Source organism: Streptomyces sp. NPDC021212, from assembly GCF_044332925.1.
Taxonomy (GTDB): Bacteria; Actinomycetota; Actinomycetes; order Streptomycetales; family Streptomycetaceae; genus Streptomyces.
Genome location: NZ_JBIRPZ010000002.1, coordinates 561,795 through 576,305, shown reverse-complemented (window position 1 = coordinate 576,305; position 14,511 = coordinate 561,795). Strand labels below are relative to the sequence as shown.

Below are 14,511 nucleotides of genomic sequence, written 5' to 3'. Positions count from 1 at the left end.
TGCGCCCGGTGGCTCGTGCCCGGCGGCCTGTGGTCGGTGGCTCGTGCCCGGTGGCCCGCGCTCGGCCACCCGTGCCCGGCCGCCTGCGCCCGGCGCGGGGACGTGTCCGGTGCTCCGCCCCGGGGGCACGGGCCCACCCCCGCCCCCGCCGTTCCCGGCGACCTGCCCGGCCCTTTCGGCCGCCCGTCCGGCACTCCTGGCGGCCCCGGTCGTCCGGCCGGTGCCTTCGGGGGCCAGGGGGCGGAGCCACCTGTTCGGGAAGGGGCGGGGTGGGGGAGGGCGACCCCCTGCGGGTGCGCGGCACGTGGCGGGGAGAATCCTCGGCATGGTGTACGACCCCGACGCGCCCCGCGTCCTCGCCGACGAATTGATCGCCGCCCTCGACCCCTTGCCGTACCCGCGGCGCATGCGGGAACTGGCCGTGCGGGTGCGGGCGGCCAGCGCGCGGGGCCAACTGGCCGGGCTGGTCGAGGAGCTGTCGGGGCGTGGCACCTACGAACGGCGGCTGGCCGCCGCCGCGGCCGCGGTCGGCGGGCGGACCGGCCATCTGGAGACGCTGCTGACCGACCCCGACCCCCTGGTGCGGTGCCATGCGCTCAGAGCCCGGGTCCGGGACGAGGCGCTGGAGGCGGCGTTCGAGGACGCGCCCGCCACCGTACGTCGCCAGCTCATCCGGGCCGTCGTCGCCCGGCACCGCACCGCGCTCGCCGACCGGCTCATCGAACCGCTGCGGGAGCGCTGGGGCGACGCCGAGGCGGCGCGGCTGCTGCCCGGCTGCGGGGCCGACACCGTCGTACGGCTGCTGCCCGCGCTGTTCCACGCGGTCGGCAGCTGGCGGCCCCTCACCACCCGCCACCCCGCGGTGGTCCTCGACGAGGCCGAGCGGCAGTTGTCCGCGCTGCCCGCGGCCCTGCGCGCAGACTGGTGGCTGCGGTACGCGCCCGGCGTGGCGCTCGCCGCCCGCGCCGAACCGCACCGCGTACTGGACCTGCTGGAACGGCGGTGCCACAGCCCGCTGCCCCCACCCCTGCGGCACCGGCTGGGCACGCTGGTGGCCGCCGACCCCGGCCGTACGGTCGATCTGCTGCTCACGCCCGAACACGCGCACCTGCTGCGCGGCCGGGGGCTGGAACGGGCCGTACTGCGTAAGCTCGTACGCGCCGACCCGCCCGAACTCGACGCCCTGGGCCGGGCCCTGGCGCACGACCCCCAGGCCCTCGCGCGGCTGCTGGCCGCCCTGCCGCCCGCCCGCCGCGCCGCGTTCTTCGACGCCGCCACCGCCGAACGCGACCCCGCCCACGCCGTCCTGGCACCCGCCGTCCTCGACGCACTGCCACGCCCGCGCCGCCAGGACGAGGCGCGCCGGATGGCGGCGCAGGCGCGCGAGCGCGGCGCGCACTGGACCACGGTCCTCGAAGCGGTCGCGTATCTGCCGGTCGAGGAGGCGCACGACGAACTGTCGGCGGCCACCCGCCGTCCCGCCGCGGACGACCGGGCCACCGCCTACCCGCTGCTGATCCGCAACGCCGCCCGCTCCGGCGACCCGGACGCCGTCACCGCGCTGCTGCGGCAGCTGGAACGGTTGCGCAACGAGCAGGACCCGGTGCGCCACGCCGCCCTCGACGCGCTCGCCGCGACCCCGCCCGCCCTGTTCACCGACGACGCCGCCGAGCCGCTGGACCGGGTCGCCACCGACGCCATCCAGGCCCGCGACTCCTCCGCCGCCACCCGCCGGGCGCTGCGCCGCCTCGCCGTCGCCCTGCTGCGCGAACACGCCGTCACCGGGCGGCGCGAACTGCTCGGCTGGGGCTTGCGCACCGTGACCCGGCTGGCGGGCAGCGTCGGCGCCGCCGACCTCGGCCGCCTCGACCACCAGCTGCGGTGCGGCCAGGAACACACCGTCTTCGAGGCGCTGCGCCCCTGGCTGGAGGCGGGCGCCGAACGCGTCGACCACGAGCTGACGTTCGCGCTCGCCCGCTCCCTCGGGCGCCGCGCCCACACCATGCCCGAGCTGCAGGAACTGCTGTGGCAGGCCATCGCGTTCGGCCGCGGGGACACCGCCCGCACCGCGATCGCCCTGTGGCTGGAGCCGCCCCGCGAACGGGACGCCCGGGTGGCCGAACTCCTCGCCCAGGAGCCCTCGGCCGCCGTCCTGTCGCCGGTCCTGGCGGAGCTGACCCGGCGCCGCACCGATCTGCTCGACCTCGTGCTCGGCGACACCCCGCCCTACGGCCGCTTCCTCACCCACGGCACCCACTGGACGCCGCCCACCGGCCGCGACGCGGCCCGCTGGCTGCCCCGCCAACAGGCAGCCGCCGTACGCCTGTTGGCCGAGGCCGCCGCCGATACCACCCTGCCGCCGGCCGACCGCGCCTCCGCGATCGCCCGTGCCGCGCCGCTCGACGGGGCCCTTGTCAGGAGGTGGGCCGCCGCCGACGACGTGGTGCTCGCCGAGGCCGCGCTCGCCGCCCTGCCCCGGACCCGCCTCCCCGGGGACGCCCTGCCCGTGCTGCTCGCCCACGCGGGCGGCGACCGCGCGCGGGTGGCGGTGTACGCGGCGGGCAGGGCCGCCCGGTATGTGGCGCCGTCCCGGCTGGACGCGCTCATACGGGGTGTCCTCGCGCCCGACGGTGTCGCCACCGCCGTACCGTTCGTCCCGGCCAAGGTCACCAGCCGCAAGGAGGCCGCCCGGCTCGCCGCCACCCACCTCCCCGTCCCCGAAGCGGCCACCCTCCTCGCCGACGCCCAGGGGCTCCCCGCCCAGCACCCCGACGTCCAGGCCGTCTGCGTCCGCTTCGCGGCCCGGCTGCTCGGCACCAAACGCGCCTGGGAACTGCTGACGGCCGCCGCCGGCGGGCGCCGCGAACTGCGCCACGCCGTCCTGCGCACCCAGCCCCTCGACCTCCCCGAACACCACCGCGAGCGCTACGCCCAGCTCATCCGCGTCGTCTGCGACACCGAGGACCCCGAGGTGGCCGCCTCCGGCCACGCGGCGCTCGCCCGCTGGTCGCCCTGGGCGCCGGACGCGGCCGCGCTGCTGGTCGCGGCCGTCACCGACCTGAACAACCGGGCGAGCTGGCGGTCCGCCGCCGACGCCCTGCTCGCCCTCATGGCCGCCGCACCCGACGGCACATCCGAGGACAACCCGCTCGCCTGGGCGCTGGCCGCCCTCGTCACCGCCGACGCCCGGACCGGCATACCCGACGCCGAACCGGACCGCGACCGGCCCGCCCGCCAGCGCATCCGCCACCTCGCCACGCGACTCGCCCAGCACGGGCGGATGCGGCCGCGCGAGATGCGGCGCCACGCCCTCGGCGCCGCCGAACTCCTCGCCGGATACGAGACGTTCGTTTCCGAGGCCGCCGAGGTCCTGGTCCAGGCGCTCGACCTGGACGCCCGGCCGAGCGCGCTGACCGCCGCGCTCGCCCGCCTCGCCCGGCTGCACGCCTCCCGCCCCGCGCTCGCCGCCCGCACCGCCGACGTCCTGCGGGACCGGCTCGGCGCCGCCGCGCGGCCGGGCGGCGGCGAGGCGCTGCTGCGCGCCGCCTGGCAACTGGAGGAGGACGGCGGACACGCGGCCGGGCTCTTCGCCGCGGTGCTCACGGGCGTCGGCGGCCCCCGTACGGAATGGGCGGAGCCCTGGCGGGAGCGGGTGCGGGCCTTGCGGCGGCATCCGCACCCGGATGTGCGGGACGCGGCGCTGCGGCTGACGACGGCGGGGGAGTAGGCCCTCAGACACCTGCTGCCACCGCGGCGCCCAGCCCCAGCAGCACGACGCCGGTGGTCACGCTGATTCCCCGCAGGACGGTCGGCTGCGACACCAGGGCGCGCCCTCGGCTGACGGCCCAGGTGAGCAACATGTACCAGGAGGCGCTGACGAGCGCCCACAGGGCTCCCAGGGCGACGGTCGACAGGAACACCGGGCCTTTCGAGGTCACGAACTGGGGCAGCACCGAGACGGCGAACACGCCCGCCTTGGGGTTGCCGAGGTTGGTGACCAGGCCGGTGAGATATCCGCCCGCGAAGCCAGTGCCGCGCCCGTCCCCGGAGGGCGGGCCGGTGGAGACGGTGGTGGTGAGCGCGGTCCGTAACGTCTTCACCCCGAGGATCATCAGCACGATGCCGCCCGCGATCCGGAGCACCGCGTACGCGGTGGGGCTGGCCAGCAGAACGGCGGACAGCCCGGCCGCGGCGGCCGTGGACCACAGCAGGAAGCCGCTGGCATTGCCCGCGAGCGTGCCCCGGAGCGTCCGTTGGCCGCCTTCCAGAACCTGCCGGATCATCAGGGCTTGACTCGCACCTGGCAGCATCGCCAGCAGCAAGGTGGTGGCGAGGAAAACGGGCACATGCGTGGGCATGGGAAAGGAACCCCTTCCGGGGAGTGCGACCGATGGGTGTACCACCAGGCTTCCTGTCCCGCGCCCCTAAGAGAAGTTAAAAGAGAAGGGTGCAGCGTTAGGATTTGTGAATGATCGTGGATCCGGGACAGCTGCGGCTTCTCGCGTTGATCGAGCGGCACGGCTCCCTGACGGCGGCGGCTCACGCACTCCACCTCACGCCCGCGGCAATCACCCAGCAGGTGGCCAAGGCCGAACGCGACTGGCAGGTGCCCCTGGTCATCCGTGGTCCCCGCGGAGCAACGCTCACCGCGGCCGGTGCGCTGCTCGCCTCCCACGGCCGAACCGTGGAGGAGGTGTCGGACAGGGCCGAGGCGGAACTGGCCGCACTGCTCGGCCACCTCTCCCTACGGCTGCGGATCGGAACGTTCCAGGCGGCCGCCCTGCACCTGCTGCCACCTGCCCTGACGGCCCTGCGGCACCGCCATCCGGACGCCGACGTCTCCGTCGTGGACGTGGTGTCCGGACGCGGAGCGGACGAGATCGGCGCGGGGCGCCTGGACCTCGCCATCGTCGCGTCCTGGGGCGCACCGCTCGCGCCGCCCCCGCATCTACGCGCTCACCCGCTCCTGTTGGACCCGATGGTCGTGGTTCTCCCCGACGACCACCCACTGGCCACCGGGCAGCCTGCGGACGGCGAACTGCGCCTGGAACAACTGCGCGACGAATCGTGGGTTTCCATCCTGGCCGGCCACGCCGCCCGCGAACAGTTCCACGACGCTGCCCGCGAGGCCGGTTTCACTCCCACCGTGCGGTTCGAGACCGAGTCCTACGACGTTGTCCAGGCCCTCGTCGGCACGGGCAGCGCCGTGGCTCTGGTATCGCGCCTGGCCCTGACCCACGCGCCCGGCACCACCCATCGTGAACTGGCCCTCCCCAGGCCCCACCGCCAGCTCTACGCCCTGACCAAAACCGACGCCAGCCTCACCCCACTCGCCGACATGCTCATCGACCTCCTCCGCGATGTCGCCCGCGACATCACCGCCACCTGGGAGGCTCCCCTGCGAGAAGAACGCGAGTGCGGGGCCGAGTAGCGCTCAGGTCCTCCTGCGCCAGGCCCCTTCGCCGTAGTCGTAGCCGTATTCGGGGCGGCCCTTGACGCCGCTCGTACGGAACGGTGCGCCGCTGTCGTCGATCCGCACCGTCCCGGAGCGGTCCCCGCTGGTCCACTCCAGCTCCAGGTACCAGCGGCAGTCGCAGCCCGCCGTGCGGGCGTTGACCAGAAGCACCTCGGGATCGGACGCGGAGACCCGGTACGGGAAGCGGACGGCGGGGATCGGCCTGCCCTCGTCCGTGCCGTCGGTGGGGCGCGCCCGGGGGCGGGCCGCGTCCAGGTCGACGGAGAAGGCGCGCGGGGTGGGGGAGCCGCCGCAGCCGTTCTCCATGGCGAACGACGACCAGGCGAGCGGCGTACGGCGCCCCACGACCCGTACGCGCAGGGCGCGCAGCACGACCGCGGACTCCGCCGGTCCCTGGACCGTCACCTCGACGTTGGTGGTCCCGCCGTGCACCGCGTGATGGGCGGCGGCCCAGGCCGGGGCGTCGCGCTCGGTGGGCGGCGGGGCGACGTCGGCGGGCGGCCGGTCGATGAGGTAGCGATGGTCGCAGCCGCTCTCCCAGACGTGGGAGCGGGTGCCGAGGGTGAGGGGCGGGCGCGCGGGGCCGTTCTGCCGCGCCAGATGGCCGCGGGCGGTGGGCCCGGCGGTGGGCGGGCGCGTCGCGGGCGCCTTGGGCGTCGCGGTCGCCGGGGGCGAGGCGGCGGTGTCGTGCCGAGGTGCGCCGTCGCCGGGCGTCGACCGCACCTCCACGGCCGTGACGGCGAGGACGATGACGGCGGCCACGCCCGCCACCAGGCCCCACGGGCCCCGCGGCCGGGCGCGCCACGGGGCGCGGGCCGCCTCGCCCGACGCCACGTCGCCGGGAACGACCCGTAACCACCTCCGCGCGGCCGCGGAGCGATGCGCGTCGGCGCGGAGCCAGCGGCGGTGGAGGGCGATCAGCTCCTCCGGGGTGGCGCCGCACAGGCGGGCGAAGCGCTCCACCGGGGCGAAGTCCGTGGGGACCGCGTCGCCGTCGCAGTAGCGGCGCAGGGTGGACGCGCTCACGTGCAGGCGTGTGGCCAAGGCCCCGTAGCTGCGGCCCGAACGCTCCTTCAGCGCGCGCAGGCTCTCCACGAACTCCTCGACCTCATCGGCTCCGCCCACCGGCCCATCCCCCATTCCGTCCAAGTCAGCGTACGTGCAGGCATTCCCGCCTCCCGAATGCCACGCCTGCCGCAGCGGTGGTGCGCGTCGCCGTCGCCGGGGAGGGCACACGCCCTAGGGTCGGTGCACGCACACGCCCGGAGGATCCCGTGCCGAACGGTTCGCTCTCGCTCGCCGCCACGCTCTACCTGCTCGCCTTCGACCCGGGCACCGGCAAACCCGTCACGCATCTGGGCTATCTGGTCCAGGCCGGGGCGCTCACCGAACTCGCGCAGCGCGAGCTGCTCGTCGACGCGGACGGCAGGCCCAGGCCGCTGCCGGACGCCCGGACCGGGGACCCGGCGCTGGACGGGCTGCTGGAGGTGATCGAGGAGTCCCGGCCGCGCAGCTGGGGGGCCTGGGTGGGGCATGAGACGCGGCTGACCGAGAGGGCCGTACGGCACCAGCTGCGGGCGGCCGGGTATGTGCGCGCCACCTCACGGCGGCGGGTGCTCGGCCTGTTCCCGGTCAAGGAGTACGCGGTGGAACGGCCGCAGCTGGTCGCGGGGATGCGGGACGAGGCGGTGCGCGTCCTGTACGGGGACCGGCCCGCGTCCGAGGTGTCCGAGCGGGACGCGGCGCTGATCGCGCTCGCCGCCGCGGGAGGGCTGACGACCGTCGTCACGCACAAGGACCTCAAGGCGCACCGGCAGCGGATCGCGGAGCTGGAGGCGCGCAGCGGCGCGCCGGGGGCGGCGCTGGAGGGCGTGGTCGACCATGTGCGGGCTGGACTCGCCGCCGCGGTCGCCACGGCGCTGTCGGCGGCGACCGCCGTCACGACCACGACCACCAACTGATCCGAACGGATTTCTCTCAGGCGGCGTCTCTGAGCAGCGACGCCAGCCCGTCGTCCAGGTCCAGCTCCCCTCCCTCGGCCCCCTCCGGCACCACCGCGTACGAGCGGCCCAGGAACCGCCGCAGGTCCCCGGTGTCGAACTGGACCATCGCCATGCCCTCGGGCGCGTGGAACTCCAGCACCGTGCGCTGCGTTCCGCACGGCCACATCTGGACGTCACCGCTGCCCGCGGGCCCGCGCAGCCCGGCCGCGAGCAGTTCGCGCCCAAATGTCCACTCCACGGCGGAACCGTCCAGAGACGCGGTGGGCGGGAAGGAGACGCGGACGGCGAACGGGTCGTCGCGTTCGTAGCGCAGGCATGCCGGGATGGCGCGTGCTTCCGGGGTCGACGCGATGAGGTGAGCCTGGACTGCTTGGTCGATGACAGTGGTCACAACGCCTGCTCCCTTGCGATTGCGATCGGTGCGATCCTCGCCGTCTCTACGTCCATAAGACGTACGGGCTGACGGGCCAGTGCACCCGTCGTGGGCGTGACGTGCGTCACGACCGGTTTTTCGGGGGGACATACGGCATTTAGGCTTGCGAAATCCATGCACGGTCTCGGGTGCCGTGCGGAGCTGTTACAAAACTTCCGCCGCACTCCGCTCTCCCGAGGCACCCACCCCAGGGGTTGTTCCACCATGACGATCCGTCCCGCGGCGCTGGATGCGGCCGCGTACACCCGGCTTTACGAATCCGAATATCCGAGACTTGTCGGGTACGCCCGCACCCTCACCGGCAACCCCTGGACGGCGGGGGATCTCGTCGCCGAGGCGCACTTCCGCATCTGGCGGCGGCTGCGCGAAGGGGAGCCCATCGACGCCGACGCCGCGCCGGGCGAACTGACGAGCGCCGTCCGCGGGCTCGCCGTGGCCTCCGTGAACTGGGGTCCGCCGCAGCAGGCCTCGCTCCTCGAACCGCTGATACGTGTCCTCGGCGAGCTGCCGCAGCGCTGGGTCGCGGCGCTCTGGCTCGCCGAGGCGGAAGCCCTGCCGCCGGAGGAGGCGGCCCGTCGTACGCGTACGAGCGCCGAGGCCGCGGCCGCGCTCGTGGAGCGGGCGCGGGAGAGCCTGCGCCACGAGTTCCTGCGGGCGCACCCCGGCACCCCGGTGAGCGCTGCCTGCGGTGGCCACTGGGACGGGCTGCCGGGTCATGTGCTGGGCACGGACGACCCGCATCAGGCCGAGCAGATCGCGGTGCACATCGACGGCTGCCCGGACTGCCGGACCCGGATGGAGCGGCTGGTGGCGGCCGATGGCCGACTGGCCGCGCTGACCGGCCCCGCGCTGCTGGCGCTGTATGACCGGGGCACCGCGCCGTACCTGCGGCCGCTGGCCGCCGCGGGCGGCTGGGCAACGACGGGAGCCGCCGCGGCGGGCGCCGGGACCGCAGGGGTGGGCGGCCCGGCGACCGTGCCGATCGGCGGTGCGTCGCACGCGGCTCCGGCGAACGGACCGCTCGTCTCCGGCCGACGCTCGATGCGTCACCTGATGCACGGGCAGGTGCGCGAGGCCGGGCCGGTCGCCGTCGCGGTGGCCGGGGCCGGGGTGCTGTTCGTCGCGGGTGCGGCGGTCATGACGGGGCTCGCCCTCACCAACGGCGGCGCGGCGGAGGCGGGGCAGCCGGCGGCGGTGTCGGCACCGCACAAGGAATCCCCCGACTCGTCCGCTACTTCCGGTTCTTCCGGTTCTTCTGGTACGTCCGGTACGGACGCGACCGACGCCGCGTCGCGGAAGCCGAGCGCGCCGCACGCGGACGGCACGCGTGAGGCGTCCCGGAGCCGGCCGTCCGCGAAGGCGCCGGGACCGTCCGATGTGCCGTCGAGCGCGGTGTCCCCGTCGCGGTCCACGCCGTCGTCCGCTCCTTCGGCCCCGTCGTCAAAGAAGCCGACCACGTCGCCCGACCCGTCCGAATCCGGGTCGACTCCGACATCGAAGCCCACGTCGAAGCCCACCTCCGAGCCCTCGTCGCCGTCGCAGGACCCGACGAACGGCGGCGGTGACTCCGGCGGTGGCGGCGGCACGTCGGACCAGCAGGGGAAGCCGGGCAACCCGACCGCGGCGCCCACCGACGACTCGCAGAACTGCGTGTCGCTGCTGGTCAAGCTCTGCGTGAACAAGTGAACCGGCACGGCTGAACGGCCGATCGGCGGCGCCCCCGGGATCCCCGGGGGCGCCGCTGTGTGTCCGGGGTGTCCGGGGTGTCCGGGGTGTCCGGGGTGTCATACGGCGTTATGGACGGCGTACCGCCCATGGGCTAACTTCCCCCTCCATGACGCGCACGGGGATCATGGGCATGGTGAGACGCATGGCGGCCGCCGGACTCTGCGGGGCGGCGCTCGCCGCCGCCCTCGCCGCCGCCCTCGCCGCGCCCGCCCAGGGTGCGGAGGGCGCCGGGGTGCACACCGGATGGCGGCCGAAGGACAGCGGCACCGATGCCCGCTTCCGGGGACTCGCCGCCGTGGACCGCCGGACCGCCTGGGTCGCGGGGACGAAGGGTACGGTGCTGCGGACCCGCGACGGCGGACGCACCTGGCGGAACGTGTCCCCGCCCGGTGCGGAGGGGCTGGAGTTCCGCGACGTCGAGGCGTTCGGCGCGCGGCGCGCCGTGGTGCTGGCCATCGGCGAGGGCGAGGCGTCGCGGGTCTTCCGCACGGATGACGGCGGCGCCACCTGGAGCGAGACGTTCCGTAACCCCGATCCGCGCGCCTTCTACGACTGCCTGACCTTCTTCGACACCCGCCACGGCATCGCGCTCGGCGACCCCGTCGACGGGAAGTACCGCACCCTCGCCACCGGCGACGGCGGCCGTACCTGGCGCGTGCTGCCCACCGGCGGGATGCCCGCCGCGCAACCGGGCGAGGCCGCGTTCGCCGCGAGCGGGCAGTGCCTGGTGAGCGCCGGGCGCCGGGACGCGTGGTTCGCCACCGGCGGCGCCACCACCGCCCGGGTCTTCCACACCGCCGACCGCGGCCGCACCTGGACCGTCGCCGAGGCGCCGCTCCCCGCGGGCGACCCGGCCCGCGGCGTCTTCGCCCTCGCCTTCCGCGACGCCCGCCACGGCCTCGCCGTCGGCGGCGACTACCGCCCCGACCAGCCGTCCCCGCGCGCGGCCGCGGTCACCGCGGACGGCGGCGCCGCCTGGACCCCGGCCACCCAGCCCCCGCCCGCCTACCGTTCGGGCGTCGCCTGGCTCCCGTACGGCCACCGCAGCGCCCTCGCGGTCGGCCCGACGGGCACCGACGTGACGGCGGACGGCGGCCGCACCTGGCGCGCCCTCGACTCCGGTTCGTACGACACGGTGGACTGCGCGCAGGACGGCGGCTGCTGGGCGTCGGGCGAGAAGGGCCGCGTCGCCCGCCTGGAGCCGACCCGGTAGGGAGCTGCGCCGGGCGGTAGCGTGACCGGTCATGACGAGCGCCATCGATCCCCGCTATGAACTCCCGCACGACTGGCCCACGACCGAGGCCGAGGCGACCGCAGTGCAGGAGCGGCTGCGGGGGTCGGTCCGCACGGAGGGCGGGGCGCTGCCCGCCCCGGGCGGCGGGGCCGGGGCGGTCGTCGGTGTGGACGTGGCGTACGACGACGAGCGGGGCGTCGTCGCGGCGGCCGCCGTCGCGCTGGACGCCCGTACCCTCGCCGTCGCCGGGGAGGCGACGGCGGTCGGCCGGACCACCTTCCCGTATGTGCCCGGGCTGCTGGCGTTCCGCGAGATCCCGGCCGTGCTGGACGCGCTCGGCGCCCTGGACCGGCTCGGCCACCGCCCCGAGGTCGTGGTGTGCGACGGCTACGGCATCGCCCACCCCCGCCGCTTCGGGCTGGCCAGCCATCTGGGGGTGCTCACCGGGCTGCCGACGATCGGCGTCGCCAAGAACCCGTTCGCCTTCCGCCACGACCCGCCCGGCCCGCGCCGCGGCGACTGGACGCCGCTGCTCGACGGGGACGAGGAGGTCGGCCGGGCGCTGCGCACCCGGGACGGGGTGAAGCCGGTGTTCGTGTCCGTCGGCCACCGGGTGACCATCGACGAGGCCTGCGCGTACACCCTCCATCTGGCCCGCGACTACCGGCAGCCCGAGACCACCCGCCGCGCCGACGCCCTGTGCCGCCGCGCGCTGGCGGACGCCGGCTAGCCGACTCGTCGCGTCTCGGCCACGAAGCAGCCGAACTCGACGCAGCGCACATGCACCGCGGCCACCTCGGGGTCCGCGTACAGCTCCGCCAGGTTCTCCTCGCACGCCCGCTGCCCGCCGCCGGTCAGCAGCCGGCCGCCGACGATGTTGCCCTGGGCGGAGTAGGCGCGCAGTACGCGGCGGTCGCCCCACATGCCGGTCGGGAAGCCGGGGCCGCTCCAGCCGCCGCACTCCTCGGCGTGGAGGTAGACCGGCCCCACCTCGTCGTACGGGCCGGGCTCGGCGCCCGTCTGCGCGGAGGGCGCCATGTCTGGCGGTATCCGGACGGGGTGCTGGAGGCCGGGCGTACTTGACAGGGGGCTGGTGCTCCGTCACATTCGCCCCAAAACATAGGACGTCCGACGTCCAGATTGCCCCATTCGGAACCGCTCCTTCGGAACCGTCCCATCCAGAAAGCAGGGTCCAGATGAGTCTTCCGGCTCCGCTCACCGGTGTCGTCCCGCCCCTGTGCACCCCCCTCACCCCCGCCGGTGACGTCGACCGGGCGTCTCTCACCGCCCTCGCCGAGCGGCTGATCGGCGCGGGCGTGAGCGGCCTGTTCGCGCTCGGGTCGAGCGGCGAGGCCGCGTATCTGGGCGACGGCAGGCGCCGTACCGTCCTGGAGACGGTGATCGAGGCGGCGGCCGGGCGGGTGCCGGTGCTGGCCGGGGCGATCGACATGGCGACCGAGCGGGTCGTGGACCACGCCAGGACCGCCGCCGCGCTGGGCGCGGACGCCATCGTGGCCACCGCGCCCTTCTACACCCGCACCCATCCGGTGGAGATCGCCGACCACTTCCGGCGGGTGCGCGAGGGCGCGGGGCTGCCGCTGTTCGCGTACGACATCCCGGCCTCCGTCCACTCCAAACTGACGCCCCGGATCGTGCTGCCGCTGGCGGCCGACGGCACGCTCGCCGGGCTCAAGGACAGCAGCGGCGACGACGGCGCGCTGCGGCGGCTGATCGTGGAGGCCCGGCGCCGTGGCCTCCTGGACTCCTTCTCCGTGCTCACCGGTTCCGAACTCGCCGTGGACGGCGCCCTGCTGGCCGGTGTGCACGGCGTCGTCCCCGGTCTTGGCAACGTCGATCCGGCGGGCTACGTACGGCTCTACGAGCACGCCCGCGCGGGACGCTGGGACCGGGCCGCGGCCGAACAGGACCGGCTGGCGGCGCTGTTCGCCCTCACCGACGCCGGTGATCCGGCCGCGATGGGCGGCAGTTCCTCGGCGCTCGGCGCCTTCAAGGCGGCGCTGCATCTGCTGGGCGTCATCGCCTGCCCGGCGACCGCCGCGCCGCAGGTGCCGCTCGGAGGCGATGCCGTGAAAACGGTGCGTCAACTGCTCGAAGACGGAGGACTGTTGTCGTGACGAGTGTGCAATCGCCCTGGTACCGCGAGGTCTCCCGGCGGCAGTGGAAGTCGCTGTTCGCCGCCTGGATCGGCTATCTGCTCGACGGTTTCGACTTCGTGCTCATCACGCTCGTGCTGACCGAGATAGCCGACGAGTTCGACTTGAGCGCGGCGTCGGCGGCGAGCCTGGTCTCGGGGGCCTTCATCACCCGCTGGCTCGGTGGGGCGCTGCTCGGGGCGATGGGGGACCGGTACGGGCGCAAGCCCGCGATGATCGCCAGCATTCTGCTCTACTCGCTGGGCACTTTCGCGTGCGGCTTCGCCTGGAACTACTTCAGCCTCTTCTCCGCCCGGCTATTGATTGGCATGGGCATGGCCGGTGAGTACAGCGCGAGCGCCACGTACGCCCTGGAGAGCTGGCCCGCCCAGTTGCGCAACCGCGCCTCCGGCTTTCTGATCTCCGGTTACGCGGGCGGCACGATCCTCGCCGCCGAGCTGTACAAGTGGGTCGTACCGCACTGGGGCTGGCGCTGGATGTTCTACATCGGCGTCCTGCCCGTGTTCGTCGCGCTGTGGGTGCGGCGCGCGCTCCCGGAGGCGGGGGACTGGCGCGCGGAGGTGGCCGCGTCCGGCGCCGCCCGGCCCAACCCGTTCCGGCCCCTGTTCACCGGCCGCCGCGGATACCTCAACGCGGCCCTGGCGGTGGCCGCGAGCGCCGCGCTGTTCTGCGTCTTCACCCCCCTGGGGGCGGGCTCGCGGTGGCCGCTGTCGCTGCTGGCGGCGGGCTGCCTGCTCGCCTTCGCCGCCCAGCTCGGGGGACGCCGGGGCTGGCTGCTGTACGTGGCGCTGATGGGCACGGTCTTCTGCGCCTTCCTCTACAGCTGGCCCATCCAGGCGCTGCTGCCCACCTATCTGAAGACCGAGCTGGGGTACGCGCCCTCCGAGGTCACCGACGCGATGTTCTACGCGGGCTTCGGCACGATGGCCGGGTGCTGGCTGGCCGGGTTCGCCGGTGACCGGCTCGGGACCCGGCGGGCCTACGCGTACACCCTGCTCGCCTCGCTGTGCTTCGTCTTCCCGGTGTTCGCGGTGCGGGACACGCTGGTGGGTCTTGGGGTGCTGCTGTTCTGTCTGCTCGCCCTGAGCCAGGGGATCTCCGGCATCCTGCCGAAGTACATCGCCGGCCACTTCCCCACGGAGAACCGCGCCGCGTCGCTCGGCTTCGTCTACAACACCGGCGCACTCGGCGGCGCGGTGGCCCCGGTGCTGGGCGCCCATCTGGCGGAGGGCATGCCGCTCGGCCAGGCCCTGGCGGTGCTGACGTCCGGTCTGACACTGGTGGTGATCGTGCTGGTGGGGGCCGATGTGCCGCGCCGGCTGGGCCGTCTGGCGGACCCGGCCCTGCCCGGCGACCACCTGGTGCGGGGGCGCCCGCTTACGGCCGACAGGACCGACACGCCGGGCTGAACGCCCCGCCCCGGGTGGGGGCTTGTGGAAAGGGGGGCGCGTTCCTAGCATCGG

The 14,511-nt window shown here is 75.1% G+C and carries 12 protein-coding genes; 8 read left to right on the top strand and 4 right to left on the bottom strand.

What is annotated here, in order from left to right:
• The first annotated feature begins 325 nt into the window (after nt 1-325).
• Entirely contained in the window at nt 326-3,727 is a 3,402-nt protein-coding gene (locus ACH4SI_RS06820) for a hypothetical protein (protein ID WP_398293372.1), read from the top strand.
• A 4-nt stretch (nt 3,728-3,731) separates the two neighbouring features.
• Here the strand turns inward: ACH4SI_RS06820 and ACH4SI_RS06815 are convergent, their stop codons facing one another.
• Nucleotides 3,732-4,358 carry a LysE family translocator gene (locus tag ACH4SI_RS06815; protein WP_398293370.1) on the bottom strand — a complete coding sequence of 209 codons (627 nt, stop codon included), beginning with the start codon at nt 4,356-4,358 and terminating at the stop codon, nt 3,732-3,734.
• A 110-nt stretch (nt 4,359-4,468) separates the two neighbouring features.
• Between ACH4SI_RS06815 and ACH4SI_RS06810 the strand changes: the two genes are divergently transcribed.
• Complete coding sequence (locus tag ACH4SI_RS06810; RefSeq protein WP_398293368.1) at nt 4,469-5,431, top strand: LysR family transcriptional regulator; 963 nt, start codon at nt 4,469-4,471, stop codon at nt 5,429-5,431.
• A 3-nt stretch (nt 5,432-5,434) separates the two neighbouring features.
• Here the strand turns inward: ACH4SI_RS06810 and ACH4SI_RS06805 are convergent, their stop codons facing one another.
• On the bottom strand, nt 5,435-6,601 hold the full coding sequence (locus ACH4SI_RS06805; protein WP_398293366.1) for a helix-turn-helix domain-containing protein: 1,167 nt from the start codon (nt 6,599-6,601) through the stop codon (nt 5,435-5,437).
• A gap of 149 nt (nt 6,602-6,750) precedes the next feature.
• Here ACH4SI_RS06805 and ACH4SI_RS06800 point away from each other — a divergent pair, with 149 nt between their 5' ends.
• Nucleotides 6,751-7,437, top strand: coding sequence for a GPP34 family phosphoprotein (locus ACH4SI_RS06800; RefSeq protein WP_398293363.1), 687 nt, complete (start codon nt 6,751-6,753; stop codon nt 7,435-7,437).
• Nucleotides 7,438-7,453: 16 nt separating this feature from the next.
• Here the strand turns inward: ACH4SI_RS06800 and ACH4SI_RS06795 are convergent, their stop codons facing one another.
• Nucleotides 7,454-7,870: an SsgA family sporulation/cell division regulator gene (locus ACH4SI_RS06795; RefSeq protein ID WP_398293361.1), complete on the bottom strand. Its 417-nt coding sequence runs from the start codon at nt 7,868-7,870 to the stop codon at nt 7,454-7,456.
• 246 nt (nt 7,871-8,116) lie between these two features.
• On the opposite strand from ACH4SI_RS06795, the gene ACH4SI_RS06790 reads away from it, so the two are divergent.
• The 3 genes from ACH4SI_RS06790 (at nt 8,117) to ACH4SI_RS06780 (ending at nt 11,604) form a co-directional block, all read left to right on the top strand.
• Nucleotides 8,117-9,598 (top strand): RNA polymerase sigma factor, encoded by a 1,482-nt coding sequence (locus tag ACH4SI_RS06790; RefSeq protein ID WP_398293359.1) that lies wholly within the window; start codon nt 8,117-8,119, stop codon nt 9,596-9,598.
• Nucleotides 9,599-9,770: 172 nt separating this feature from the next.
• A complete protein-coding gene (locus ACH4SI_RS06785; RefSeq protein ID WP_398293939.1) occupies nt 9,771-10,853 on the top strand; it encodes a WD40/YVTN/BNR-like repeat-containing protein in 1,083 nt (360 codons plus the stop codon).
• Between the two features lie 31 nt (nt 10,854-10,884).
• Nucleotides 10,885-11,604, top strand: coding sequence for an endonuclease V (locus ACH4SI_RS06780; RefSeq protein WP_398293356.1), 720 nt, complete (start codon nt 10,885-10,887; stop codon nt 11,602-11,604).
• On the opposite strand, the gene ACH4SI_RS06775 is transcribed toward ACH4SI_RS06780, so the two are convergent.
• Nucleotides 11,601-11,912: a DUF1203 domain-containing protein gene (locus tag ACH4SI_RS06775; protein WP_398293354.1), complete on the bottom strand. Its 312-nt coding sequence runs from the start codon at nt 11,910-11,912 to the stop codon at nt 11,601-11,603. The two genes, ACH4SI_RS06780 and ACH4SI_RS06775, sit on opposite strands and share 4 nt — an antisense overlap.
• A gap of 158 nt (nt 11,913-12,070) precedes the next feature.
• On the opposite strand from ACH4SI_RS06775, the gene ACH4SI_RS06770 reads away from it, so the two are divergent.
• Nucleotides 12,071-13,009 (top strand): dihydrodipicolinate synthase family protein, encoded by a 939-nt coding sequence (locus tag ACH4SI_RS06770; RefSeq protein ID WP_398293352.1) that lies wholly within the window; start codon nt 12,071-12,073, stop codon nt 13,007-13,009.
• On the top strand, nt 13,006-14,457 hold the full coding sequence (locus ACH4SI_RS06765) for a sialate:H+ symport family MFS transporter (protein WP_398293350.1): 1,452 nt from the start codon (nt 13,006-13,008) through the stop codon (nt 14,455-14,457). Before ACH4SI_RS06770 ends, ACH4SI_RS06765 begins: the two co-directional genes overlap by 4 nt.
• Nucleotides 14,458-14,511 lie beyond the last annotated feature (54 nt).